The sequence below is a fragment of the Hydrogenophaga flava NBRC 102514 genome (assembly GCF_001571145.1).
GTDB classification, from domain to species: domain Bacteria; phylum Pseudomonadota; class Gammaproteobacteria; order Burkholderiales; family Burkholderiaceae_C; genus Hydrogenophaga; species Hydrogenophaga flava.
The window spans coordinates 1-23552 of sequence record NZ_BCTF01000024.1 but is presented as its reverse complement, the minus strand read 5'-3'; the positions used below and the strand labels follow the sequence as shown (position 1 = coordinate 23552).

Genomic DNA, 23552 nt, shown 5'->3' with positions numbered 1-23552 from the left:
CTTTTTTGTCACGTTGTGGCTCAACGCCGTCCGTCGAACGGAGGGCCCCCAAGCCGAGACCCTGCCTGTATGCCGCGTTTGGCGAACCAGCCCTGGTGCATTTCGAGCACGTACCGCACCGGCTTGGCCGAGCAATGCGAGTCGAGCGTCTTGGGCATCATGTCGGCCAGGTTCACGATGGTGCCATCGTCTGCCACGAAGGCAGCGGTGAGAGGCAGGAGGGTGTTCTTCATCCAGAAGCACTGCCCGGCAGGCTCCTCGAACACGAAAAGCATGCCCTCGTTGGCGGGCATCTCGGCGCGGAACATGAGGCCCGTCGCCCGCTGCTCAGGCGTGGAGGCCACCTGGGCGTGGATCAGGTGCATGCCGGCCTTCAGTGTGACCTTGGGTAGGTCGAGTTGTGGCGCGGTCTGAGACCATGCGGAAGAAGCAAACAGGGCCAGCAGGCCGATGAGGGTGGTCCGGCGAATCATGGGGAGGTTCTCGTGTCGTGCAAGCGCGCATTGTGCGCGATCAGTCTTGTCAGGCGGAATAGAATTTCTGGCTGTCTGGGCCGATCCTGGCCCCAGAGTTGTCCGCATCCATCATCCCACCGGAGATCGTTTTCCATGTATCAGCACATCAAGGTGCCAGCCCAGGGCCAGAAGATCACTGTCAATCAGGACATGTCGCTGAACGTGCCGGACGAGCCCATCGTGCCCTACATCGAAGGCGATGGTACCGGTCTGGACATCACGCCGGTGATGCTCAAAGTGGTCGATGCTGCGGTGGAGAAGGCCTACGGCGGCAAGCGCAGGATCCACTGGATGGAGGTCTTCGCAGGCGAGAAATCGACCAAGGTGTATGGCCCCGACGTCTGGCTACCGGAAGAGACGCTGGCCGCGCTCAAAGAGTATGTGGTCTCTATCAAAGGACCTCTGACCACGCCGGTGGGCGGCGGGATCCGTTCGCTCAACGTGGCGCTGCGCCAGGAGTTGGACCTGTACGTATGCCTGCGGCCTGTGCAGTACTTCAAGGGCGTGCCGTCGCCGCTGAAGGAGCCCGAGAAGACCAACATGGTGATCTTCCGCGAGAACTCGGAAGACATCTACGCCGGCATCGAATACGCCGCCCAGAGCGACAAGGCGAAAAAGCTGATCAAGTTCCTACAGGACGAGATGGGCGTGACCAAGATCCGCTTCCCGGAGACCTCTGGCATCGGCATCAAGCCGGTGTCGATCGAAGGCACCGAACGGCTGGTGCGCAAGGCGATCCAGTACGCCATCGACAACGACAAGCCCAGCGTGACCCTGGTTCACAAGGGCAACATCATGAAGTTCACCGAGGGGGGGTTCCGTGACTGGGGTTACGCCTTGGCCCAGAAGGAGTTCGGTGCCCAGCCCATTGACGGCGGTCCGTGGTGCCAGTTCAAGAATCCCAGGACTGGTCGCAACATCGTGATCAAGGACTCGATCGCCGACGCCTTCCTGCAGCAGATCCTGCTGCGGCCGGCCGAATACTCGGTGATCGCCACGCTCAACCTCAATGGCGACTACATCTCCGATGCCCTGGCGGCGCAGGTGGGGGGCATTGGCATCGCCCCGGGTGCCAACCTGTCCGACTCGGTGGCCTGCTTCGAGGCCGCCCACGGCACCGCGCCGAAGTACGCTGGCAAGGACTACGTGAACCCCGGGTCCGAGATTCTGTCGGCTGAAATGATGTTGCGCCACATGGGCTGGACGGAGGCGGCCGACCTGATCATTTCGGCCATGGAGCAGGCCATCCTGTCCAAGAGGGTGACCTACGACTTCGCCCGGCTGATGGACGGTGCAACCCAAGTGTCGTGCTCCGGTTTCGGACAGGTCATGATTGACCACATGTAGGTCTGGTCTTTCTCCCTTCGACGAAAGGGCACAAAAGCCGCCAGGAATTGCCGTTCCTTGGCGGTTTTTTCTTGGCGGCAAGGCCGACAATGGATCCATGGAAAGGGTCAGCAGCAGATGTACCAGACACCCGGCGGGCGCAACGCACCGGCCGGGGCTTGTCTGGACATGTCCACAGCCGGATCTTCGGGGCGGCTGGCCGCTAGAATCATTTTCATGGCCACTCAGATCCCGAAGAAACCCCCAGTTCCAGCAGCTCCGACAGGCGTCGGCAGCGACGACTCGGTGGTGCTTGAGCGGCGCACGCAGCGCACCAAGCCACCTCAGATGTTTCAGGTCGTGTTGCTCAACGACGACTTCACACCCATGGAGTTCGTCGTGCATGTGATTCAGGAATTTTTCAGCAAGGACCGGGAAACCGCCACCCAGATCATGCTCAAGATCCACTTGGAGGGCAAAGGCATCTGCGGCATCTACACCCGGGACGTGGCCAGCACCAAGGTCGATCAGGTGCTGGCAGCGTCCCGTGCCGCAGGTCATCCGTTGCAATGCCTGAGTGAACCGGTTGAATAAAGATGGGTCTACCCCAACTGATGGTCTCTTCCCTGTAAACCTCTACCCGAACGCTTGCGTTTCAGATTCTCACCAGCCCAAAGGAAGCGTCCATGATCGCCCAGGAACTTGAAGTCAGCTTGCATATGGCCTTCGTTGAGGCCCGCCAGCAACGGCACGAATTCATCACGGTTGAGCACCTGCTCTTGGCGCTGCTGGACAACCCCAGTGCAACCGAGGTATTGCGTGCCTGCTCGGCCAATATCGACGACCTGCGCAAGTCCCTGACGAACTTCATCAAGGACAACACCCCCCAGGTCGCTGGCACCGACGAGGTGGACACGCAGCCCACGCTGGGGTTCCAGCGGGTGATCCAGCGCGCGATCATGCACGTGCAATCCACCGGCAATGGCAAGAAAGAGGTGACCGGCGCCAACGTGCTGGTGGCCATCTTCGGCGAGAAGGACTCGCACGCTGTCTACTACTTGCACCAGCAGGGCGTGACGCGCCTGGACGTGGTGAACTTCATTGCCCACGGCATCCGCAAGAGTGATCCGCCCGAGTCGTCCAAGCCCGGCGAAAGTGCTGCGGACAATGAAGAGCAGGGCGCCGAGGCCAAGAGCAATGAAAAGCAGTCGCCACTGGAGCAGTTCACCCAAAACCTCAACCAGGCGGCCAAGGAAGGAAAGATCGACCCGCTGATCGGTCGCGAGTACGAGGTCGAGCGCACGATCCAGATCCTGTGCCGCCGCCGCAAGAACAACCCGCTGCTGGTTGGCGAGGCTGGCGTGGGCAAGACCGCGATCGCCGAAGGCCTGGCCTGGCGCATCACCCAGAACGATGTGCCCGACATCCTGGCCGAGGCCATGGTGTACTCGCTCGATATGGGCGCACTGCTGGCGGGCACCAAGTACCGGGGCGATTTCGAGCAGCGCCTCAAGGCGGTCCTCAAATCACTGAAGGACAAGCCCAACGCCATCCTGTTCATCGACGAGATCCACACGCTCATCGGAGCCGGTGCGGCTTCGGGTGGAACGCTGGACGCATCGAACCTGCTCAAGCCGGCGCTGTCCAGCGGCCAGCTCAAGTGCATCGGCGCGACCACCTTCACCGAGTACCGCGGTATCTTCGAGAAGGATGCTGCGCTCTCCCGCCGCTTCCAGAAGGTGGACGTGGTCGAACCGACGGTGGAGCAGACGGTGGACATCCTCAAGGGGCTCAAGAGTCGTTTCGAGGAGCACCACAGCGTCAAGTACGCGGTGGCCGCCCTTCAGGCTGCCGCAGAGCTCTCGGCCAAGTACATCAACGACCGCCATCTGCCGGACAAGGCCATCGACGTGATCGACGAGGCCGGTGCGGCGCAGCGCATCCTCACGCCTTCCAAGCGGAAGAAGACCATCGGCAAGGCCGAGATCGAGGAAATCGTGGCGAAGATCGCGCGCATTCCGCCCGCGAACGTTTCCAACGACGACCGCGGCAAGCTGCAGACCTTGGAGCGCGACCTCAAGAGCGTGGTGTTCGGCCAGGACAAGGCGCTGGAAGTGCTGGCCGCCAGCGTCAAGATGGCGCGTTCGGGTCTGGGCAAGGCTGACAAGCCGATCGGCGCTTTCCTGTTCAGCGGCCCCACCGGCGTCGGCAAGACCGAAGCCGCCAAGCAGCTGGCCTACATCATGGGCATCGACCTGATCCGCTTCGACATGTCGGAGTACATGGAGCGCCATGCGGTCAGCCGCCTGATTGGCGCGCCTCCGGGCTATGTCGGTTTCGACCAGGGCGGTCTGCTGACCGAGGCCATCACCAAGAAGCCGCATTGCGTGCTGCTGTTGGACGAGATCGAGAAAGCCCATCCAGACATCTTCAACGTGCTGCTGCAGGTGATGGACCACGGTACGCTGACGGACAACAACGGTCGCAAGGCCGACTTCCGCAACGTCATCATCATCATGACGACCAATGCGGGCGCCGAGACCATGAACAAGGCGACCATCGGCTTCACGAACCCGCGTGTGGCCGGCGACGAAATGGGCGATATCAAACGCCTGTTCACGCCGGAGTTCCGCAACCGGCTGGACGCCATCGTCGGCTTCAAGGCGCTGGATGAGCAGATCATCATGCGCGTGGTGGACAAGTTCCTGCTGCAGCTGGAAGGCCAGCTGGCCGAGAAGAAAGTGGAGGTTACCTTCACCGACACGCTGCGCAAGCACCTGGCCAAGAAGGGTTTCGACCCTCTGATGGGTGCCCGTCCGATGCAGCGTCTGATCCAGGACACCATTCGCCGCGCACTGGCCGACGAACTGCTGTTCGGGCGTCTGACCGAGGGTGGGCGTCTGACGGTGGACCTGGAGTCCAAGGTCGGTGAGGACGGCAAGGAAACGCAGGAGGTCAAGCTCGACATCCAGCCGCTGCCCAAGAAAGAGGGCAAAGCCAAGCCCGAGGAAGCCACCGCCGGTTAAGCCGTCGCCCAGGTCACGAAAAAAGAAACCCGGCGCTGCCGGGTTTCTTTTTGTCTGATGGCTGGAGTCAGTCGGTCACTGGGTGCGCCAGGCCAGCACCGCATCAGCCCAGCGATTGCCCAGCTTGGCCTCGCCGCCGAGGTTCGGATGCACGCCATCGTAGTTGTCACCTGTTGAGTACCCGCTGGCCTGGTTGACCACCGCCACCGGCGAGGTGGCGCTGGACCGGCTCGACGCAACGCCGTCGATCTGGCGATTGAGGGCGGCGGTACCGGAGGGATCTGGGGCGGCCGGGATGATCTTGGCCAGCAGGATGTGTGCATCCGGTTTGCCGGCGCGGATGGCGTCGATCAGCCCACCCAGTTCCTGGGCAACGCCGCCGGCCGACTGACCTCCGAGCACGTCGTTGGTGCCCAGGTGAACCAGAACCACATCGGGCTGTGCCTGGGCCACCAGTCCGCCGACCCGGGGAATGAGCTCGTTGACCGAATAGTCCCAGTAGCCTTCATGGTCCAGATCAAAGTCGGCGTTGGGTGGGTTGACCGACCCGCTGTCGCGTGAGCCTTTGGACACGCCCGACTTGCTGCCGACCAGATTGACCGAGCACCCCGCGCCGTTCAGGCGCTGCCACAGCACCCTGCGGTAGCTGTTGTGGCCGGCTTCGCCCTCGGTGATCGAGTCGCCCAGAGGCATGATGCGCAGCGGGCCGCCGTTGAGGCCACAGCTGGCCACCTTCTCGGCCGAGCTGCCACCACCCCCTGCGTCGTCGCCGCTATCGCCGCCTCCGCAGGCGCTCAACAGGGTACTGAGGCCGACCACCACGCAGGCATGAGCGAAAAAGCGCTGGGACATACAGGTCCTTGGTGTTCGGGGCCGGTTCAGCGCTTGCCGCCGAGCAGGCTGCCCAGCACGCCGCGCACGATCTGGCGACCGATACCGCTGGCCACACTCCGGGCGGCTGTCTTGGCCATGGTCTGGACGATGCCGTCGTATTGGCCTCCGCGCGGGCCGGTCCGGCCAAACAGCGCTTCGTTCAGCATGCCGCCGATACCACCGCCTTCTGCTTCGGTCTTCTTGCCTGCAGCACCGGGGATGCGCGGGGTCTTGGGTGCGTCTGCCGGTTGTGTGTCGGCATCGTCTGCAGCACCCGCATGCTTGCGGAACATCTCGTAGGCGCTTTCGCGGTCCACCACCTTTTCGTACACACCGGCGACCAGCGAACCCTGGAGCAGCGCCTTGTGCTGTTCGGGAGCGATGGGCCCAAGCTGGCTGCCCGGAGGCAGCACGAACACGCGCTCGGTCTCGCTCGGGCGTCCTTTGCTGTCGAGCAGGCTGACCAGCGCCTCGCCAACGGCCAACTCGGTGATGGCGGCCTCGATGTCCAGCCCGGCCTTGGGGCGCATGGTTTCGGCCGTCGCCTTGACGGCCTTCTGGTCGCGCGGGGTGAAGGCGCGCAGCGCGTGCTGAACGCGGTTGCCCAGCTGCCCGAGCACCGAATCAGGGATGTCCAGCGGGTTCTGCGTTACGAAGTACACGCCCACGCCCTTGGAGCGCACCAGGCGCACCACCAGCTCAATGCGCTCGACCAGGATCTTGGGCGCCTCGTCGAACAGCAGGTGGGCCTCGTCGAAGAAGAACACCAGTTTGGGCTTTTCGGGGTCACCGATCTCGGGCAGGGTCTCGAACAACTCGGACAGCATCCACAGCAGGAAGGTCGCGTACAGGCGCGGCGCGTTCAGCAGCTTGTCGGCCGTCAGCACGTTGATCACGCCCTTGCCGCCAACGGTCTGCATGAAGTCGCTGATGTCGAGCATGGGCTCGCCGAAGAACTTGTCGCCGCCTTGCTGTTCGATCTGCAACAGGCCGCGCTGGATGGCGCCGATGCTGGCGGCACTGATGTTGCCGTACTCGGTGGTGAACTGCTTGGCGTTGTCGCCCACGTGCTGCAGCATGGCACGCAGGTCCTTCATGTCCAGCAGCAGCAGTCCGTTGTCGTCGGCGATCTTGAAGACCAGGTTGAGCACGCCGGCCTGGGTCTCGTTGAGGTCGAGCATGCGCGAGAGCAGCAGCGGCCCCATGTCGGACACGGTGGCCCGCACCGGATGGCCCTGCTCGCCGAACACGTCCCACAGCGTGGTGGGGCACGCCTGGGGCGGAGTGGGGGTGAGGCCCCGGTCGGCCAGGATCTTGCGGACCTTGTCGGGCAGGTTGCCGGTTTGGCTGATGCCGGTGAGGTCGCCCTTGACGTCGGCCATGAACACCGGCACGCCGATGTTGGAGAACTGCTCGGCCATGGTCTGCAGCGTCACCGTCTTGCCCGTACCGGTGGCGCCTGTGATCAGCCCGTGGCGGTTGGCCAGACCGGGCAGCAGGTGGCACTGTGTACTGGCGTTCTGGGCGATCAGCATCGGTTCGGCCATGTCGGGCATCCTTGCAGAGAGAGAAGAGGGTGGGTCGTAAAATCGAAGGTTATTACACCAAATTCTGGTCAGAAAAAAGGACTCTCTCGTGGCTGGACACAGCAAATGGGCCAACATTCAACACCGCAAGGGCCGGCAGGATGAGAAGCGGGGAAAGATCTGGACGCGCGTGATCCGCGAGATCACCGTCGCGGCCCGCACCGGTGGCGGCGACCCGGCCATGAATCCGCGTCTGCGGCTGGCGATTGACAAGGCTAAGGCGGCCAACATGCCGGCCGACCGCATCAAGTACAACGTGGACAAGGCCTCGGGCAACCTTGAAGGCCAGGCGCTGGAAGAAATCCGCTACGAGGGCTACGGCATTGGTGGCGCGGCGATCATCGTCGACACCATGACCGACAACAAGGTGCGCACGGTGGCTGAGATCCGCCACGCCTTCAGCAAGCACGGCGGCAACCTGGGCACCGAAGGTTCGGTGGCCTTCCAGTTCAAGCACTGCGGCCAGATCATCTTTGCGCCCGGCACGAGCGAAGACAAGGTCATGGAAGTGGCGCTGGAAGCCGGCGCCGAAGACGTGATCACCGACGACGATGGCGCGATCGAGGTGCTGACGGCCTACACCGATTTCGAGGCCGTGAAAAATGCGCTGGAGGCCGCAGGCCTCAAGCCCGAGGTGGCCGAAGTGACCATGCGGCCCGAGAACACCATCGAGCTCACCGGCGAGGACGCCGCTCGCATGCAGAAGCTGCTGGACATCATCGAAGACCTGGACGACGTGCAGGAAGTCTTTCACAACGCCGAGATCAACGAATGAAAGTCCTGGTGATTGGCGGCGGTGGCCGCGAGCACGCGCTGGCGTGGAAGCTCAAGCAGTCCGAGGGCGTTGAGCAGGTGTTTGTCGCACCGGGCAATGCGGGCACCGCGCGCGACGCGCAACTGACCAATCTGCCGATTACCGACAAGGTGGCGCTGCGCGAGTGGGTGCAGGCCAATGGCATTGGTCTGACGGTGGTCGGCCCCGAGGCGCCGCTGGCGGCCGGTGTGGTGGACGAGTTCCGTGCCCATGGTCTGGCCATCTTCGGTCCGACGCAGAAGGCCGCGCAACTGGAAAGCTCCAAGGCCTTCAGCAAGGCCTTCATGCAGCGCCATGGCATTCCCACGGCCGAGTACCAGACCTTCACCGACGCGGTGCAGGCCCACGCCTATGTGGACGCCAAGGGCGCGCCCATCGTGATCAAGGCCGACGGCCTGGCGGCAGGCAAAGGCGTGGTCGTGGCGATGTCGCTGGCCGAGGCTCACGAGGCCATCGACTTCATGCTGCTGGACAACAAGCTGGGCGTGGCGCACAACGAAGGCGGCGCCCGCGTGGTCATCGAGGAGTTCCTCGAAGGCGAGGAGGCCAGTTTCATCGTGCTGTGCGATGGTGTCAACGCGCTGTCGCTGGCCACCAGCCAGGACCACAAGCGCCTGCTGGACGCCGACCAGGGTCCGAACACCGGCGGCATGGGCGCCTATTCGCCCGCGCCGGTGGTGACGCCTGCGGTGCACCAGCGCGCCACGGACGAGGTGATCCTGCCCACGCTGCGTGGCATGGCCGCCGACGGCATTCCCTACACCGGTTTCCTATATGCCGGCCTGATGATCACGCCCGATGGCCGTGTGAAGACGCTCGAATTCAACTGCCGCATGGGCGACCCGGAAACGCAGCCGATCATGATGCGCCTGCGCTCCAACTTGGCCCAGGTGCTGCTCTCGGCCACCCGCGCCGAACTGGACCAGGTGACGCTGGAATGGGATCCGCGCGTGGCGCTGGGCGTGGTGCTGGCCGCCGCCGGTTACCCCATGAACCCGCGCAAGGGCGACGCCATCAGTGGCCTACCGGCCGACGAGGCCGACCGCATGGTGTTCCACGCCGGAACGGCCGACGCCAACGGTGAGGTGGTGGTGTCGGGCGGCCGCGTGCTGTGCGTGACGGCGCTGGCCGACACGGTGGCCGCCGCGCAGCACAAGGCCTACGGCGTGGTCGATGGCATCCGCTTTGACGGCATGCAGTGCCGCCGCGACATCGGTTACCGGGCGCTCTGACCATGAACAATCCCGCACGGCTTGTCCGCGACTACCTCGTCAATCTTCAGGACCGTATCACGTCCACCATTGCTGTGGTGGACGGCGGGAGCTTCGTCGTGGACCACTGGAAAAAGCCGGCGGGCGAGCGCCTGCAAGGCAGTGGCATCACCCAGATCCTCGAAGACGGCGCCGTGTTCGAGCGGGCAGGGTGCGGTTTTTCGCATGTGACGGGGCCCGCCCTGCCGCCTTCGGCCACCCAGCACCGGCCGGAGCTCTCGGGGGCACCCTTCGAGGCGATGGGCGTCTCGCTGGTGTTTCACCCGCGCAACCCCATGGCGCCGACCGTCCACATGAACGTTCGCATGATCGCTGCCACGCCGAAGGGCGGACAGCCGGTGTGCTGGTTCGGCGGGGGCATGGACCTGACGCCGTACTACGGTTTTGAAGAAGACGCCGAACACTTCCACCGCACCTGCAAGGCCGCGCTGGACCCGTTTGGTGTCGACAAGTACCCCCGCTTCAAGAAGTGGTGCGACGAGTATTTCTACCTGAAGCACCGCGACGAGCAGCGTGGCATCGGTGGTGTGTTCTTCGACGACTTCTCGGAGCTGGGCTTCGAGGGCAGCTTCGCCATGATGCGCTCGGTGGGCGATGCGTTCCTGGACGCCTACCTGCCTATCGTGGACCGCCGCAAGTCGCTTCCCTGCGGCGAACGTGAGCGGGAGTTTCAGCTGTACCGTCGTGGCCGCTATGTGGAGTTCAACCTGGTCTGGGACCGCGGCACCCACTTCGGTTTGCAGTCGGGCGGGCGCAGCGAGTCCATCCTGCTGTCCATGCCTCCCCTGGTGAGCTGGTCCTACCAGCGACAGGAAGCGCCCGACTCCCACGAGGCACGGCTCTACAGCGACTTTTTGGTGCGCAAGGACTGGGTTTGATGCCTTCTGCGCGGTCGAATGACCGGACGGCGCCCGTACAGAGAGTCGGCCTGTTCGGTGGCGCATTCGATCCGCCGCACCGTGCGCACCGCCTGCTGGTGGAGTCTGCGCTGGACGTGTTGCAGCTCGACCGCCTACACATCCTGCCCACCGGGCGCGCCTGGCACAAGGCGCGCGCGCTCAGCTCGGCGGAGCACCGGCTCGCCATGTGTGCGCTGGCCTTTGGCGACCTGGGGCGCGTGTGCGTGGACCGCCGCGAAATTGATCGCCCGGGCGACTCCTACACCATCGACACCCTGGATGAACTGGCGCGCCAGTACCCGGGTGCCGAGTTGTTCCTGGTGATCGGCGAAGACCAGCTGGCCGCCTTCAGGACATGGAAGCGCTGGCCGGATGTGCTCGATTCGGCGCAGCTGGTGGTGGCGGGTCGTCCCGGTTTCCCATCTGCTGCGACCCCGTTGTCTGGTGATACCAGCGACGACTCGCCCGTGCCGCACCTCCGGCTGCCGGTGCCGCTTTCGCCCATCAGCTCCACCACTCTCCGCTCGATGGCTTCGTCCGGTGCGGCGCCCCAGGAACTGGCCGCGCTGGTGCCCGAGGCCGTCGCCGGCTATATTTCCACCCATTCCCTTTACCGACAGCCTTCATGACCAGCGAAACCACCGCCAAAAAAGACATTCAGAAACTCCAGCGTGCCATCGTCGACGGACTGGAGGACGTCAAGGGCCAGGACATCGTGGTCTTCAACACAGAAACACTGTCGCCGCTGTTCGAGCGCGTGATCATCGCCAGTGGCACCTCCAACCGGCAGACCAAGGCGCTGGCCTCCAGCGTTCGCGACGCGGTGCGGGAGGCCGGCTTCGACAAGCCCCGCATCGAGGGCGAAGACAACGGTGAGTGGATCATCATCGACTGTGGTCAGGCGGTGGCCCATGTGATGCAACCGGTGATCCGGCAGTACTACCGCCTCGAAGAGATCTGGGGCCAGAAGCCGGTGCGGCTCAAGAGCGCAGCGGAGAAGGCCGCCGAGGCGCGCGCGGCCGCCAAGCCGGCGAGCAAGACCACCCGCAAGGGTGCCGAGAAGGAAGTGAAGCCGGTGGACGCAAAGTCCGTGGCCCGCAAGCAGGCCAAGGCGGCCGCCGCGGCAGCGGCAGCCGCACCGGCTAAGGCGCCCGCCAAGAAGGCTGCTGCCAAGACGGCGGCCGTCAAGACCCCTGCGGCCAAGGCCCCGCGCAAGACAACCACTGCAGCGAAGACGACCAAACCCAAGGCCGCACTGCCCAAGCTGGTGGTCAACAAGCCCAAGCCGGCTGCAAAGAAACCCGCCGCCGCGAAAAAAGCCGCGCCCAAGAAGAAGACATGAAGCTGGTGATCGTCGCGGTTGGGCAGCGCATGCCCGACTGGGCCCAGACCGCCTACGACGACTACGCCAAGCGATTTCCGCCCGAGCTCCGGGTGGAGATCAAAACTGTGAAGACCGAGCCGCGTGGCGCCAAGACGGTGGAAACCGTCATGGCTGCCGAGCGCGAGCGCATCGTGGCCGCCCTGCCCAAGGGCTGCCGCGTGGTGGTGCTCGACGAGCGTGGAGCGCAGCTGACCACCAAGGCACTGGCCCAGCAGCTCAAGGCCTGGCAGCTCGGTGGCGACGATGTGGCGCTGGTGATCGGTGGCCCGGATGGCCTCGAACCGGCGTTTCGGGAGGTGGCCCACCAGCGCATCCGCCTGTCGGACATGACACTGCCCCACGCCATGGTCCGGGTGCTGCTGATCGAGCAGCTCTACCGCGCATGGTCGATCAACGCCAACCACCCCTACCACCGGGAATGATCCGCCGTGAGTGACTTCATCTACCTGGCCTCCCAGAGCCCCCGACGCAAGCAACTGCTGGAGCAATGGGGGGTGCGTTGCGAGCTGCTGTTGCCCGACGCCGACGAGGATGTCGAGGCTCTGGAGGCGGTGAAACCAGAGGAGGCGCCTGCCGCCTACGTGCAGCGGGTGACGGGTCTCAAGCTGCAGGCGTCCGTGGACAGGCTCCGGCGCAAGGGGTGGCCGCTGGCGCCGGTGCTGTGCGCAGACACCACCGTGGCGCTCGGGCGCCGCATTCTGGGCAAGCCCGCCGACGCCACCGAGGCCCGGCGCATGCTGTCCGATCTGTCCGGCCGGCGCCATCGCGTGCTGACGGCGGTGGCGGTGGCGCGACCCGCGGTCCGGGGGCCGGGCCGGCAGTGGGCGGCGCTGTCCATCTCGCAGGTCGAGTTCGACCCATGGAGTGGCGCGGACATCCGACGCTACGTCGACAGCGGCGAGCCCATGGGCAAGGCTGGAGCCTATGCCATACAGGGCGCGGCGGCCCTGCACATCCGGCACATCAGCGGCAGTTACTCGGGCATCATGGGCTTGCCAGCGCATGAAACGGCGCAACTCCTGCGGGCTGCAGGTGTGCGGCTGGCCTGCTGAACCCTGAACACAAATACGAGGCATCGATGAGCCAGGACATCCTGATCAACTGGGCACCCCAGGAAACCCGTGTGGCCGTGGTGGAGCAGGGTGCGGTGCAGGAAGTGCACCTGGAACGGACCCTTGAGCGCGGCCTGGTGGGCAACATCTACCTCGGAAAGGTGTCCCGCGTGCTGCCGGGCATGCAGTCGGCCTTCATCGACATCGGCCTGGACCGTGCGGCCTTCCTGCACGTGGCCGACCTGATGCCCAACATCACGGCCAAACACGCGGCGCCGCGCGAGCGGGCCGCCGCCCAGCCGGGTTCCGATGCCCCCAACGGCGGCGGCAACCGCGTGCTGGCCCCTGACCCGGTGCAGCCGATCGAGCGGCAGATCTTCGAGGGACAGGCGCTGATGGTTCAGGTCCTGAAGGACCCCATCGGGACCAAGGGCGCGCGCCTGACCGCGCAGATCAGCATCGCGGGCCGGCTGCTGGTGTTTCTGCCGCAGGACAACCACATCGGCGTGTCGCAGAAGATCCCCTCGGCTCAGCGCGAGTCGCTGCGCCAGCGCCTGCTGACGCTGACAGCCATGCCCGATGGCAGCGCGGCCGGCGGCTTCATCCTGCGCACCAACGCCGAGGACGCCAGCGACCAAGAACTGGGCGAAGACATCGCCTATCTGCGCAAGACCTGGCAACGCATCAAGGACGCGGCTTCGCGCCAGCCCGCCGCCACCGTGCTGCATGTGGACCTCAACCTGATGCAGCGGGTGCTGCGCGACCTGGTGGGCGCGCAGACGCACTCGATCCGCATCGATTCCCGCGAGCAGTTCGGGCTGCTGCAGGCCTTTGCGGCTGAGTTCATGCCCGACACCGCCAGCAAGCTGCAGCTCTACACCGGCGAACGGCCGATCTTTGACCTGTTCAACATCGACGAGGAGATCGCTCGCGCGCTCAGTCGTCGGGTCGATCTCAAGTCCGGCGGTTATCTGGTGATCGACCAGACTGAGGCGCTGACCACGGTCGACGTGAACACGGGCGGGTTCGTCGGGGCACGCAATTTCGACGACACGGTCTTCCGCACCAACCTGGAGGCGGCCCAGGCCATTGCCCGCCAGCTGCGCTTGCGCAACCTGGGTGGCATCGTCATCGTGGACTTCATCGACATGGTGCGCGAAGACCACCGCGACGCCGTGCTGACCGAGTTCCGCAAACAGTTGTCGAGGGATCGTGTGAAGACCATGACGGGCGGCTTCTCGCAGCTCGGCCTGGTGGAGATGACCCGCAAACGCACCCGCGAGTCCCTGGCCCACATGCTCAGCGAGCCGTGCCCATCTTGCGATGGCAAAGGTGTGGTGAAGACAGCGCGCAGCGTCTGTTACGACATCCTGCGCGAAATCCTGCGTGAGGCGCGGGCCTTCAGCCCGCGCGAGTTCCGGGTGGTGGCTTCACCCCGGGTGATCGAGCTGTTTCTGGACGAAGAGGGGCAGCACCTGGCAGGCCTTTCGGACTTCATCGGCAAGCCCATCTCGCTGCAGGCCGAGAGTTCGATGACCCAGGAGCAGTACGACATCGTCCTGCTCTGAGTCCTGGTTCACACCGCCTCCGGCTCCGGTGAGAAGCCCTGGGCGTGCAGCCGTGCGTACAGGCCACCCGCGCGCAGCAGCTCCTGGTGGGTGCCTTGCTCCGCGATGCGGCCGTTGGCCAGCACGACCACACGGTCGGCGTGTTCGATGGTCGAGAGTCGGTGGGCGATCACCAGCGTCGTGCGGCCTTTCATGAGGCGTGCCAGCGCTTCCTGCACCAGCCGCTCGGACTCGTTGTCCAGCGCGGAGGTGGCTTCGTCGAGGATCAGGACCGGCGCATCCTTGTAGATCGCCCTGGCAATCGCCAGCCGCTGGCGCTGTCCGCCCGACAGCTCGGCCGCGTTGTGTCCGACGTTGCTGTGGATGCCGCGTGGCAGCCGCGAAACCAGCTCGCCCAGGTTGGCCGAGTGGAGGGCCGCGAGCACTTTCTCCTCGTCGATGGCGCCTTCCGCAGCGCCCAGCGCCACGTTTGCGGCGAGGGTGTCGTTGAGCATGATCACGTCCTGGCTGACCATCGCAAACTGTCGGCGAAGGCAGTGCAGGTCCCAGTCCGGCAGGGCCACGCCGTCGAGCAGCACATCGCCATGCAGCACCTCGACAAAACGGGGCAGCAGGTTCGCGAGCGTGGTCTTGCCTGAGCCCGAAGGCCCCACCAATGCCAGCACTTCACCCGGCTGGGCATGCAGGGACACGCCACACAGCGCGGTGCGGTTCACCTCGTCGTCGCTGGTGTTCTCGTCGTCTCGCGACGGGTAGCGCACCCAGACCTCCCTCAGTTCGATGGCACCCTGGACGCGATCGGCCTGGTGGGCGCCGCTGGACTGTTCGGGTGTGTCCTCGATCAGCTCCAGACCGCGTTCCAGCGCCGCCAGGCCCCTGGTGATGGGGCCCGCGATCTCGGCCAGGTGCCGGATGGGCGCCACCAGCATCAGCATGGCCGTCACGAAGGCCACGAAGTTGCCGACGGTGACGCCGCTGCGGCTGCTCTGCCACAAGGCCACGGCGATCACCGCCGACAGGGCCACTGCCGCCAGCATCTGCGTGAGCGGTGTCATGGCCGCCTGCGCGATGGTCGACTTCAGCGCCAGCCGGCGCAGGCGCACGCTCAGCGACTCGAAGCGTTCGGACTGGCGCTCCTGTGCGCCGTGCAGGCGGACCATCCGGTGGGCGAGGGCGTTCTCCTCGACCACATAGGCCAGTTCGTCGGTGGCCTGCTGGCTGGACTTGGTCAGGCTGTAGAGGCGGCGCGAGAGCACCCGCATCACCACCACCAGCGCCGGGAACAGGAAGAGCACGATGAGGGTGAGTTTCCAGTTCAGATACATCAGATAACCCAGCAGTGCCAGCAGCGTGAGGCTGTCCTTGGCGAGGGTCAAGAGGGCGTTGACCAGCAGGGTGGAGCCCGTCTGCACCTCGTACACCAGCGTGTTGGAGAGCTTGCTGGCACTCTGACGGGCGAACAGCGTCAGCTGCGCGTCGTTGAGCTTGGCAAACATGGCGCGGCGCAGATTGAGCAGGCCCAGACTGGCGGTGTAGGACAACGCATACTGCGCCAGGAAGCCAGCCAGGCCGCGGATGCCGAACAGTCCCAAAAGGGCCACCGGAACCATCCAGAGGTCGATGTTTCCTTCAGAGAAGCCGCTGTCCAGCAGCGTCTTGAGCAGTGCGGGAATCATCGGCTCGGTGAGTGCTCCGATGATGGTGCAGATCACCGCCAGCACGATGCCCGCCGACGCCGATCGGAAGTACGGCCAGAACCTCACCAGGCGCTCGCGGATGGTGGCGGTGGGCGGTGCGGCAGGTGTGGAGGGCGAGGTCAAGACGGCGATCAGTGGTTCGTGTGGGTCAACAGCAGGCTCCAGAGCCCGCGCGCTGCAAGGATATGGCACATCTTGTCACGGCCCCGTGATGCGCTTCCGGTATTATCCGACGGTTGCGCTTTCTGTCGCTGACACCAACACCCGACGCATGCTGGATTTGAATCGACCCGAATGGCTGCCCACGCGGCGGCATCTGTTGTCCCAAGCCGCCGTGCTCCCGCTGGCGGTCCTCCCCCTCCAAAACGCTCTGGCGCAGTTTCGCGTCGAAGTCTCTGGCGCCGGCGTTACCCAGATTCCGATTTCTGGTGTGACCTTCCGCGACAACGGTCTGGCCAACCAGGACATGATCGCGATCGTCCGGGCCGACCTCGAGCGCAGCGGACAGTTCAGGTTTCTCGAGCCGCTGCCGGTTCGTCTGGACGAGACTTCCCGCCCAGATCTGGCCGCCTGGCGCGAGAAGGGCACAGACGCTGTGCTCACCGGCAGCGTGTCCAGGCTGGCCGATGGTCGCTTTGACATCCGCTTCCGGCTCTGGGACTCGGTTCGCGGACAGGACCTCGGAGGGCTCAGCTACCCGGTCAACGCCGGCGATCTGCGCTACGCGGCGCACCGCATCGCCGATTACGTGTACGAGAAGCTCACGGGTGAAAAAGGGGTGTTTGCCACTCGCATCGCGTACGTGACCAAGAACGGTCCGCGATACACCTTGCTGGTGGCAGACTCGGATGGCGAAAATGCGAAGGCCACACTGAGCAGTCCTGAGCCGATCATTTCCCCGAGCTGGGCGCCCGGTGGTGGGCAACTGGCCTATGTGTCGTTCGAGTCGCGCAAGCCCGTCATCTACTCGCACGATGTCGCCACCGGCAAACGCCGCCTGCTGGCCAACTTCCGCGGCTCCAACAGTGCACCCTCCTGGTCGCCTGATGGCCGGCAGGTTGTGGCTACGCTGTCGCTCTCCGGCAATGCGCAGGTGTACGCCATGGATGCCAACGGTGGCCAGCCGCGCAGGCTGACCCAGTCGGGCAGCATCGATACCGAGCCGGTGTTCAGCGCTGATGGCCGCTCGATCTACTTCGTGAGCGACCGTGGTGGCTCGCCCCAGATCTACCGCATGGGTGCCGGCGGCGAGAACCCTCAACGCCTGACCTTCACCGGCAACTACAACATCTCTCCGGCGCCCAGCCCGGACGGGCGCTGGCTGGCCTTCATCTCCCGCGTGGGCGGAGCGTTCCGCTTGCATGTGATGGAGCTGTCCAGCGGCAACGTGACCGCGCTGAGCGATGCGAGCGCAGACGAAAGCCCCAGTTTTGCACCCAATAGCCGACTCATCGTATACGCCACCCGTGATCGAGGCCAAGAGGCACTGATGACGTCGACCGTCGACGGACGCGTCAAGACGCGGCTGACCGGTGCCCAGGGCGACATCCGAGAGCCCGAGTGGGGTCCGTTCGCCCGCTGACGTCGTGCCGCTTTGGTGCCTTGCCTCTTTTTAAAACCAACCAACCCGATTCAGAAAGGGACCTGTCAATGAATAACTCCTCGACCCCAGCTGCGCAACGCAAAACTTCCCATTGGGCTTCCCGGCTCGGCGCCCTGATCCTAGTGGCGTCGCTCGCGGCCTGTGGCTCCAGCGTGAAGCTGGATGAAGCGCCGGTCGAAGACCGCAACACCACCACTGGCCAGGCCGGTCAGGATGGCTCAGGTTCCGGCGTCGATCCGCGTGGTGTCACCGGGGTGCAGGTTCCGGGCATGGACACGGAGCAGCCTGCTGCGCTCTCCCGCATCGTCTACTTCGACTACGACAGCTTCGAGGTTCGTGCCGAGTACACCGCAGCGCTCGAAGCCAACGCCCGCTATCTCAAGGCCAACCCGAACCGCAAGGTCGCCCTGGAAGGACACACCGACGAGCGCGGTGGCCGTGAGTACAACCTGGCGCTCGGTCAGAAGCGCGCAGAGGCCGTTCGCCGTTCGCTGGCACTGCTGGGTGTGAGCGAGTCCCAGATGGAGCCGGTGAGCTTCGGGGAAGAAAAGCCTGCCGCGATGGGCATGGATGAGACGTCCTATGCCAAGAATCGCCGTGTGGAAATGACCTACCGCTGACATGGCCGTGCGCACATCTGCTGTCCTGTCTGTTCGTGTGGCGGTGGCCATGGCGCTGGTTGGCGCCTGCCTGTGGCCGCTGCAGGCCCACGCCCTGTTTGATGACGACGAAGCGCGCAAGGCGATCCTGGACCTTCGGCAGAAGTTCGACGCGTACAAGCTGGAAGTCGATGCAAAGCTCAATCGCATGGCGGCGGAGTCGCGCGATTCTGGCTCGGCCAGCCAGCGAAGCCTTCTTGAGCTGTCCAACCAGAACGAACAGCTCAGGGCTGAGATCGCCCGTCTGCGTGGCCAGAACGAGCAGCTGGCTCGCGATGTGTCGGAGTTGCAGCGTCAGCAGAAGGATGTCCAGGCAGGGGTCGACGAGCGTCTGAAGCAGGTCGAGCCCAGCAAGGTGTCGGTCGACGGCGTGGAGTTCTCCGCATCGCCAGAGGAAAAGCGCGAGTACGATGCGGCCATGGAACTGCTGCGCAAGTCGGATTTCGCCGGAGCCGCCTCTGCCTACTCGGCTTTCCTGCGGCGTTTTCCTGGCAGTGGCTACATCCCGTCTGCCTTGTACTGGCAGGGCAATGCTTTGTACGCCACCCGTGCCTACAAGGAGTCGATTGACAGCCACCGGCGCCTGGTGAGCCAGTACCCGACCCACATGCGCACCCCTGAAGCCATGCTCGCCATGGCCAATAGCCAGGTCGAACTCAAGGGCAACAAGTCGGCCCAGCGCACGCTGGAGACCCTGGTCCGGACCTATCCCCAGTCCGAGGCCGCTGCCGCAGGCCGCGAGCGGCTGTCCCGTCTGCGCTGATTCCGCAAGAAGCCTCCACCCTGCCCGGGGTGGAGGGCCGCTTCTACAATCGCCGGATGGATCTCGCCGGCATTCAAACTCTTCAAGCCACTGTTCTCTGGGCCGCATTCGCGGCCTCTTGTCTTTTCGGCTTCATCGCCCAGCGGACCCAGTTCTGCACCATGGGGGCGGTGAGCGACATCGTCAACATGGGGTCCTGGACCCGCATGCGGATGTGGGGCATGGCGGTGGGCGTGGCCATGATCGGGTTCTACGGCATGGGCTGGCTGGGCTGGATCGACACCAGCAAGACCATCTACAGCTCCGGGCGCATCGTCTGGCTGTCGGCACTCGTGGGTGGTTTGCTGTTCGGCTTCGGCATGGTGCTGGCGTCCGGCTGTGGCAGCAAGACGCTGGTGCGCATCGGGGCGGGCAGCCTGAAGTCGCTGGTCGTGTTCTTCGTCATGGGTTTTTTTGCGTTCGCCACCCTGCGCGGAGTCTTTGCCGTGCTGCGCGTGAACACGGTCGATCAGGTTGCTGTGGACATCGCCGCTGGTGGGAGCCTGCCCATGTGGTTGACGCAGTTTTTCAATCTGGTGCCCGGCCTGTCTGGTCTGATTGCCGCGCTGCTGGTGGGTGGTGGGCTGATGGTCTGGGCGTTGCTGGGGAAGGACTTCCGTACGGCGGATGGTTTGCTGGCCGGGATCGGGCTGGGCGGGGTGATCGCAGGGATGTGGTGGATCAGTGGCCACCTTGGTTTTGTGCCCGAGCACCCCGAAACGCTGGAGTCTGTGTACATCGCGACCAACAGCGGCCGCATGGAATCACTGACTTTCACGGCGCCGATGGCCTACCTGCTGGACTGGCTCATTCACTACAGCGACACCTCCAAGGTGCTGACATTGGGTGTGGTGACAGTGGTCGGTGTGGTCGTTGGCTCGTTCGTTCAGGCACTGCTGTCTCGCAGCTTTCGCTGGGAGGGCTTTCGCGACACCCAGGACACGGCGTTGCACCTGGCCGGGGCCGCCTGCATGGGCGTGGGCGGTGTGACTGCCATGGGTTGCACCGTCGGACAGGGACTGTCGGGTCTGTCGACGCTGAGCCTGACCAGTGTCATTGCCGTGACCGGCATCATGATCGGAGCCGTGCTGGGCTTCCGTTTCCAGATCTGGCTGCTGGAACGCGAATGAACTCAGATTTCGACCGGCGCTTCGGTGGCATGCGCCGTCTCTACGGTGTTCAGGGCGCACAAGCGGTGTTTGATGCGCACGTGGTGGTGGTGGGCATTGGAGGGGTGGGGTCCTGGGCGGCGGAAGGTCTCGCACGCAGTGGTGTGGGACGCCTGACGCTGGTCGACATGGACCACGTGGCCGAGTCCAACGTCAACCGGCAGATCCATGCGATGACCGACACCCTGGGCATGGCCAAGATCGAGGCCATGCGGGAGCGGATTGCGCTGATCAATCCCGCATGCGTGGTCGAGTCGGTCGATGACTTCGTGACGGAGGCGAACTGGCCGTTGCTCGGTGCCAAGCTGCTGGAGCATGCAGGCGCGGTCGCGATCATCGATGCCTGTGACCAGGTGCGCGCCAAAACGGCCATGGCGGCGTGGGCCTTGTCGCACCGGCAGAGGTTTGTGACCGTGGGCGCTGCCGGAGGCAAGCGCAAGCCGCAGGCCATCGAGGTTGGCGACCTGGCCGAGGTCACCCACGACCCGCTGCTGGCCCAGTTGCGGTACAGACTGCGCAGGGAACATGGTGCATCGCGAACTGGTCGCATGGGTGTGAACTGCGTGTTCAGCCGCGAGGCCGTGGCGCCGCCCGATGCGTCGTGCGACCTTTCGCCATCCGACGGATCGCTCAACTGCCATGGTTATGGGTCGGTGGTCAGCGTGACTGCAAGCTTTGGGCTGTGTGCGGCGGGGAGCGTGCTCAATGCTCTCGCGGAAAGCACATCAAACAAACTGAGCGCACTTTCGAAACGGCCTGAAATGACGCTATAATCTGAGGCTTCGCGCTATCCGATTGATAAAACAACGGCATGTGTGCGGGGCGTTAGCTCAGTTGGTAGAGCAGCGGACTCTTAATCCGTAGGTCGAGTGTTCGAGTCACTCACGCCCCACCAGTACATTGGTTATTTGAAGCTCTTGCACAAGCCAGGGTGATCGTTCGAGTTTGATGGGACGTTAGCTCAGTTGGTAGAGCAGCGGACTTTTAATCCGTTGGTCGGCAGTTCGAGCCTGCCACGTCCTACCAAAATCCCCTTGTGGGACAAGGAAAGCCCGCTACTAAAACGGTAGCGGGCTTTTTTGTTTGTGGCTCCGTTACCAGAGCATTACCAGTTTCGCGACGAGTGCCCCTGCGTGTGGCATCGGCGCATCACATTGGTTGTGTGTCCTCCTTCTCAGCGCGCCAGTGGCAGCGCGTCAATCAGGGCATCGATGTCTGATGCTCGCCAGGCCACCGAGCGCTCGCCCAGCTTGAGCGGGGCAGGGTACTTGCCTGCACGCACTCCGGCGTACCAGTCAGACCGCGAGACGGGGAATCGCTGAAGCACCTTGGGCAGGCGCAGCAAGGTTTCAGGATTGATGATTGTTTGGCTCATGGGGCTCCTTGTTGAATGCCCGAAGCCCGGTGGATGTTCTGCGGGCAGACCCACTCCGCGCCGCCACATCCACCACGTTCACACGCCCAGGCTCAGGCCTTTGGTGTAGCCTTTTGCTTTAAATGCGCGTCCAAGATCGTTCACGCTTGTCCAGGCGACTCCCTTTTGAAGCACTTCGATACCAATGCGCTTGCGCGTTGATATCATTTTTTGATACTATGGCTGCATGAAGGCCAAGCATCAGAAGACCCTAGAACTGATCTTCTCTCGGCCTACCCCTGCTGGCCTGAAATGGCCAGATCTGGTCTCTATGCTTACCGAGCTAGGGGCGCAGTTCACTGAAAGGGAAGGATCAAGAGTCGCGATCCATCTCTTTGGACAGATCAAGGTGATGCACCGACCGCACCCATCACCTGACGTTGATAAAGGCGCGGTCGCATCAGTCCGCAAGTGGCTGGAAGAGAACGGAGTCTCGCCATGATCAAAAATCTCATGAAGTTCGGTGATCACCAGGCCGTGATTAGCTACGACCCAGAGATCGAGATGTTTCGGGGCGAGTTTGTCAACCTGAACGGTGGTGCGGACTTTTACGCTTCTACCGTGGATGGTCTGCGCGATGAGGGGCAGAAGTCGCTGGACATCTTCCTTGATGAATGCCAGAAGGCAGGCATAGAGCCTGTCAAGCCGTACTCTGGGAAGTTCGTGGTTCGCGTGGACCCGAAGCTGCATGCTGCGGCGTCCATTGCTGCTGCTGCTGGTGGAAAGAGCCTCAATCAGCTTGCAGAGGAAGCTCTTCGCCATGCAATCGAGAACGACGAAGGGTTCGCTGTGGCTGCATAGGATGGACCTAGTACCGAATAGGTTCGTGCAAACCTATTCGGTACGTCGAGGTTCAAGCCCCGTTTTGCTCGACGCTCTTCTCCACGGGCACAGCGCGGCTCCACCTCAATTGCACGCTGCTTGACACTGACTGATACCGCAGCGATCCAAGTGGAGTCTTCTTCTCATACAGAAACGCGCTGTCGTTCGCCAGGTGAGGCGGTTCCTTTTCGATGAACGACATTGAGGGCGCATCGATCAGATGGCGAAATCGCTCGAAGCGAGAGCGCTCGGGGCCGACCCACTCGACCTTGGTCGCATGCACCGCCTTTCCGCGAATCCAGCACCACTGAAGCGCGACTCCAAACCGCTGCTCAAGGGATTCGAGCGATGTACTTTCATCGCAAACCATGTTGGCTCGAAAGAAGCGCAGGCAAGTGAAGTCGTCGAGTACTTTTAAATCCGCCTGATCTTCTGCCTCCTTCGGACGTTCGCTCCTTCGACCAAACAGAATCACAGGCCAAATGTCGGCTGCAGCTATCGGCCACCCATCGGCAATTTCGGTGCACATCGGCGATGAAACCAGATGCTCAGCATCTTTGATGTCGACGGCTACCACGAGGCCACCGGCAAAGGCGTTAGACGTGTCATCAGACACAGGGTAGCGCTTCGCAGCCTGTACCAAGATCCGCTGCATGCGCTTTGTCAGTGGGGCTTTCTGCAACGCTTTCTCGCCCTCGATGCGGCAAAGCGTTACGTGCTTCCAGTGAAGGAAGCCATGCTGTTGTGCAGCCTGGTCTAGCGACTGCGGGTGCTTCAAAGCAGGATTCAGCTTGCGAAGACGCTTGGCTTCGCGTTCAACCTTCTGAGCGCGGGTCTTCGTGATAGGGAAAAGGTGCATTGCAGCTCCTGAACCGGAGGACATCGGTGCTCACTGCCGCACTCCGAGAAGTTCGGGAAAATGCAATGGAAGAAAGAGAAATACCGTCGTCCCAGCGAACCGGGTTTGCCTTGGTGAGCAGCTAGCGCCGACAGACGCTGTGCCATTGTAGCGCGGCCATGCGCTGGGTGCGCTCCCTCGCTCCAGACTCAGCGTGGAGTTGGAGTTGGAGTT

24 protein-coding genes and 2 tRNA genes are annotated in these 23552 nt (G+C 63.8%); 20 read left to right on the top strand and 6 right to left on the bottom strand.

Features of this window, described 5'->3' with window-relative positions; genetic code table 11:
• Window positions 1-20 precede the first annotated feature (20 nt).
• On the bottom strand, window positions 21-473 hold the full coding sequence (locus HFL01S_RS19135) for a DUF192 domain-containing protein (RefSeq protein WP_066261431.1): 453 nt from the start codon (window positions 471-473) through the stop codon (window positions 21-23).
• A 135-nt stretch (window positions 474-608) separates the two neighbouring features.
• Here HFL01S_RS19135 and icd point away from each other — a divergent pair, with 135 nt between their 5' ends.
• The 3 genes from icd to clpA all read left to right on the top strand — a co-directional run bounded on the left by icd (window position 609) and on the right by clpA (window position 4867).
• Window positions 609-1862, top strand: a complete 1254-nt coding sequence (gene icd / locus HFL01S_RS19130) for an NADP-dependent isocitrate dehydrogenase (RefSeq protein WP_066261430.1) — start codon at window positions 609-611, stop codon at window positions 1860-1862.
• A 216-nt stretch (window positions 1863-2078) separates the two neighbouring features.
• Window positions 2079-2435, top strand: coding sequence for an ATP-dependent Clp protease adapter ClpS (gene clpS, locus HFL01S_RS19125; RefSeq protein ID WP_133156860.1), 357 nt, complete (start codon window positions 2079-2081; stop codon window positions 2433-2435).
• A gap of 92 nt (window positions 2436-2527) precedes the next feature.
• Window positions 2528-4867 (top strand): ATP-dependent Clp protease ATP-binding subunit ClpA, encoded by a 2340-nt coding sequence (gene clpA / locus HFL01S_RS19120; protein WP_066261428.1) that lies wholly within the window; start codon window positions 2528-2530, stop codon window positions 4865-4867.
• Between the two features lie 75 nt (window positions 4868-4942).
• Here clpA and HFL01S_RS19115 read toward each other — a convergent pair whose 3' ends face one another.
• Both HFL01S_RS19115 and HFL01S_RS19110 read right to left on the bottom strand, forming a co-directional pair.
• Complete coding sequence (locus tag HFL01S_RS19115) at window positions 4943-5719, bottom strand: SGNH/GDSL hydrolase family protein (protein ID WP_066261427.1); 777 nt, start codon at window positions 5717-5719, stop codon at window positions 4943-4945.
• 26 nt (window positions 5720-5745) lie between these two features.
• Complete coding sequence (locus HFL01S_RS19110; protein ID WP_066261565.1) at window positions 5746-7287, bottom strand: helicase HerA-like C-terminal domain-containing protein; 1542 nt, start codon at window positions 7285-7287, stop codon at window positions 5746-5748.
• Between the two features lie 88 nt (window positions 7288-7375).
• On the opposite strand from HFL01S_RS19110, the gene HFL01S_RS19105 reads away from it, so the two are divergent.
• Genes HFL01S_RS19105 through rng form a run of 8 tightly spaced genes read left to right on the top strand, consistent with a single transcriptional unit; the run spans window position 7376 to window position 14314 of the window.
• Window positions 7376-8101: a YebC/PmpR family DNA-binding transcriptional regulator gene (locus HFL01S_RS19105; protein ID WP_066261426.1), complete on the top strand. Its 726-nt coding sequence runs from the start codon at window positions 7376-7378 to the stop codon at window positions 8099-8101.
• Entirely contained in the window at window positions 8098-9372 is a 1275-nt protein-coding gene (gene purD / locus HFL01S_RS19100; protein ID WP_066261424.1) for a phosphoribosylamine--glycine ligase, read from the top strand. The genes HFL01S_RS19105 and purD overlap by 4 nt, the downstream gene beginning before the upstream one ends.
• A gap of 2 nt (window positions 9373-9374) precedes the next feature.
• Window positions 9375-10289 carry an oxygen-dependent coproporphyrinogen oxidase gene (gene hemF / locus HFL01S_RS19095; protein ID WP_066261422.1) on the top strand — a complete coding sequence of 305 codons (915 nt, stop codon included), beginning with the start codon at window positions 9375-9377 and terminating at the stop codon, window positions 10287-10289.
• Window positions 10289-10939 carry a nicotinate (nicotinamide) nucleotide adenylyltransferase gene (gene nadD, locus HFL01S_RS19090; protein WP_066261420.1) on the top strand — a complete coding sequence of 217 codons (651 nt, stop codon included), beginning with the start codon at window positions 10289-10291 and terminating at the stop codon, window positions 10937-10939. Before hemF ends, nadD begins: the two co-directional genes overlap by 1 nt.
• Window positions 10936-11652, top strand: a complete 717-nt coding sequence (rsfS, locus tag HFL01S_RS19085) for a ribosome silencing factor (RefSeq protein WP_066261419.1) — start codon at window positions 10936-10938, stop codon at window positions 11650-11652. The genes nadD and rsfS overlap by 4 nt, the downstream gene beginning before the upstream one ends.
• Entirely contained in the window at window positions 11649-12116 is a 468-nt protein-coding gene (gene rlmH / locus HFL01S_RS19080; RefSeq protein WP_066261417.1) for a 23S rRNA (pseudouridine(1915)-N(3))-methyltransferase RlmH, read from the top strand. The genes rsfS and rlmH overlap by 4 nt, the downstream gene beginning before the upstream one ends.
• Before the next feature lie 6 nt (window positions 12117-12122).
• Complete coding sequence (locus HFL01S_RS19075) at window positions 12123-12746, top strand: Maf family protein (RefSeq protein WP_066261416.1); 624 nt, start codon at window positions 12123-12125, stop codon at window positions 12744-12746.
• Between the two features lie 26 nt (window positions 12747-12772).
• Window positions 12773-14314 (top strand): ribonuclease G, encoded by a 1542-nt coding sequence (gene rng, locus HFL01S_RS19070; protein ID WP_066261414.1) that lies wholly within the window; start codon window positions 12773-12775, stop codon window positions 14312-14314.
• Between the two features lie 8 nt (window positions 14315-14322).
• On the opposite strand, the gene msbA is transcribed toward rng, so the two are convergent.
• On the bottom strand, window positions 14323-16146 hold the full coding sequence (msbA, locus tag HFL01S_RS19065) for a lipid A export permease/ATP-binding protein MsbA (protein ID WP_066261556.1): 1824 nt from the start codon (window positions 16144-16146) through the stop codon (window positions 14323-14325).
• Between the two features lie 136 nt (window positions 16147-16282).
• On the opposite strand from msbA, the gene tolB reads away from it, so the two are divergent.
• The 7 genes from tolB (at window position 16283) to HFL01S_RS19030 (ending at window position 21270) form a co-directional block, all read left to right on the top strand.
• A complete protein-coding gene (gene tolB, locus HFL01S_RS19060) occupies window positions 16283-17593 on the top strand; it encodes a Tol-Pal system beta propeller repeat protein TolB (protein ID WP_157538950.1) in 1311 nt (436 codons plus the stop codon).
• Window positions 17594-17766: 173 nt separating this feature from the next.
• On the top strand, window positions 17767-18234 hold the full coding sequence (pal, locus tag HFL01S_RS19055) for a peptidoglycan-associated lipoprotein Pal (protein WP_245644865.1): 468 nt from the start codon (window positions 17767-17769) through the stop codon (window positions 18232-18234).
• Window position 18235: 1 nt separating this feature from the next.
• The gene (gene ybgF / locus HFL01S_RS19050; protein WP_066261412.1) at window positions 18236-19036 is read left to right on the top strand and encodes a tol-pal system protein YbgF; all 801 of its coding nucleotides are present in this window, start codon (window positions 18236-18238) and stop codon (window positions 19034-19036) included.
• A gap of 56 nt (window positions 19037-19092) precedes the next feature.
• Complete coding sequence (locus HFL01S_RS19045) at window positions 19093-20205, top strand: YeeE/YedE family protein (RefSeq protein WP_066261411.1); 1113 nt, start codon at window positions 19093-19095, stop codon at window positions 20203-20205.
• Complete coding sequence (locus HFL01S_RS19040; RefSeq protein WP_066261410.1) at window positions 20202-21017, top strand: tRNA threonylcarbamoyladenosine dehydratase; 816 nt, start codon at window positions 20202-20204, stop codon at window positions 21015-21017. The genes HFL01S_RS19045 and HFL01S_RS19040 overlap by 4 nt, the downstream gene beginning before the upstream one ends.
• 46 nt (window positions 21018-21063) lie before the next feature.
• A tRNA-Lys gene (locus HFL01S_RS19035) sits at window positions 21064-21139 on the top strand.
• 55 nt (window positions 21140-21194) lie between these two features.
• Window positions 21195-21270: transfer RNA gene (locus HFL01S_RS19030), tRNA-Lys, on the top strand.
• 148 nt (window positions 21271-21418) lie between these two features.
• Here HFL01S_RS19030 and HFL01S_RS19025 read toward each other — a convergent pair.
• The gene (locus HFL01S_RS19025) at window positions 21419-21619 is read right to left on the bottom strand and encodes a helix-turn-helix transcriptional regulator (protein WP_066261409.1); all 201 of its coding nucleotides are present in this window, start codon (window positions 21617-21619) and stop codon (window positions 21419-21421) included.
• A gap of 226 nt (window positions 21620-21845) precedes the next feature.
• Between HFL01S_RS19025 and HFL01S_RS24790 the strand changes: the two genes are divergently transcribed.
• Complete coding sequence (locus tag HFL01S_RS24790) at window positions 21846-22100, top strand: type II toxin-antitoxin system HicA family toxin (protein WP_084383502.1); 255 nt, start codon at window positions 21846-21848, stop codon at window positions 22098-22100.
• A complete protein-coding gene (locus HFL01S_RS19020; protein ID WP_066261407.1) occupies window positions 22097-22459 on the top strand; it encodes a type II toxin-antitoxin system HicB family antitoxin in 363 nt (120 codons plus the stop codon). The genes HFL01S_RS24790 and HFL01S_RS19020 overlap by 4 nt, the downstream gene beginning before the upstream one ends.
• A 52-nt stretch (window positions 22460-22511) precedes the next feature.
• Here the strand turns inward: HFL01S_RS19020 and HFL01S_RS19015 are convergent, their stop codons facing one another.
• The gene (locus HFL01S_RS19015; RefSeq protein ID WP_066261406.1) at window positions 22512-23339 is read right to left on the bottom strand and encodes a hypothetical protein; all 828 of its coding nucleotides are present in this window, start codon (window positions 23337-23339) and stop codon (window positions 22512-22514) included.
• Window positions 23340-23552 lie beyond the last annotated feature (213 nt).

What these genes read in the sequence shown, in the direction of transcription:
- HFL01S_RS19135 (WP_066261431.1), bottom strand. Translation starts at nt 473, where the DNA reads ATGATTCGCCGGACCACCCTCATCGGCCTGCTGGCCCTGTTTGCTTCT.
- icd (WP_066261430.1), top strand. Translation starts at nt 609, where the DNA reads ATGTATCAGCACATCAAGGTGCCAGCCCAGGGCCAGAAGATCACTGTC.
- clpS (WP_133156860.1), top strand. Translation starts at nt 2,079, where the DNA reads ATGGCCACTCAGATCCCGAAGAAACCCCCAGTTCCAGCAGCTCCGACA.
- clpA (WP_066261428.1), top strand. Translation starts at nt 2,528, where the DNA reads ATGATCGCCCAGGAACTTGAAGTCAGCTTGCATATGGCCTTCGTTGAG.
- HFL01S_RS19115 (WP_066261427.1), bottom strand. Translation starts at nt 5,719, where the DNA reads ATGTCCCAGCGCTTTTTCGCTCATGCCTGCGTGGTGGTCGGCCTCAGT.
- HFL01S_RS19110 (WP_066261565.1), bottom strand. Translation starts at nt 7,287, where the DNA reads ATGGCCGAACCGATGCTGATCGCCCAGAACGCCAGTACACAGTGCCAC.
- purD (WP_066261424.1), top strand. Translation starts at nt 8,098, where the DNA reads ATGAAAGTCCTGGTGATTGGCGGCGGTGGCCGCGAGCACGCGCTGGCG.
- hemF (WP_066261422.1), top strand. Translation starts at nt 9,375, where the DNA reads ATGAACAATCCCGCACGGCTTGTCCGCGACTACCTCGTCAATCTTCAG.
- nadD (WP_066261420.1), top strand. Translation starts at nt 10,289, where the DNA reads ATGCCTTCTGCGCGGTCGAATGACCGGACGGCGCCCGTACAGAGAGTC.
- rsfS (WP_066261419.1), top strand. Translation starts at nt 10,936, where the DNA reads ATGACCAGCGAAACCACCGCCAAAAAAGACATTCAGAAACTCCAGCGT.
- rlmH (WP_066261417.1), top strand. Translation starts at nt 11,649, where the DNA reads ATGAAGCTGGTGATCGTCGCGGTTGGGCAGCGCATGCCCGACTGGGCC.
- rng (WP_066261414.1), top strand. Translation starts at nt 12,773, where the DNA reads ATGAGCCAGGACATCCTGATCAACTGGGCACCCCAGGAAACCCGTGTG.
- tolB (WP_157538950.1), top strand. Translation starts at nt 16,283, where the DNA reads ATGCTGGATTTGAATCGACCCGAATGGCTGCCCACGCGGCGGCATCTG.
- ybgF (WP_066261412.1), top strand. Translation starts at nt 18,236, where the DNA reads ATGGCCGTGCGCACATCTGCTGTCCTGTCTGTTCGTGTGGCGGTGGCC.
- HFL01S_RS19045 (WP_066261411.1), top strand. Translation starts at nt 19,093, where the DNA reads ATGGATCTCGCCGGCATTCAAACTCTTCAAGCCACTGTTCTCTGGGCC.
- HFL01S_RS19040 (WP_066261410.1), top strand. Translation starts at nt 20,202, where the DNA reads ATGAACTCAGATTTCGACCGGCGCTTCGGTGGCATGCGCCGTCTCTAC.
- HFL01S_RS19025 (WP_066261409.1), bottom strand. Translation starts at nt 21,619, where the DNA reads ATGAGCCAAACAATCATCAATCCTGAAACCTTGCTGCGCCTGCCCAAG.
- HFL01S_RS24790 (WP_084383502.1), top strand. Translation starts at nt 21,846, where the DNA reads ATGAAGGCCAAGCATCAGAAGACCCTAGAACTGATCTTCTCTCGGCCT.
- HFL01S_RS19020 (WP_066261407.1), top strand. Translation starts at nt 22,097, where the DNA reads ATGATCAAAAATCTCATGAAGTTCGGTGATCACCAGGCCGTGATTAGC.
- HFL01S_RS19015 (WP_066261406.1), bottom strand. Translation starts at nt 23,339, where the DNA reads ATGCACCTTTTCCCTATCACGAAGACCCGCGCTCAGAAGGTTGAACGC.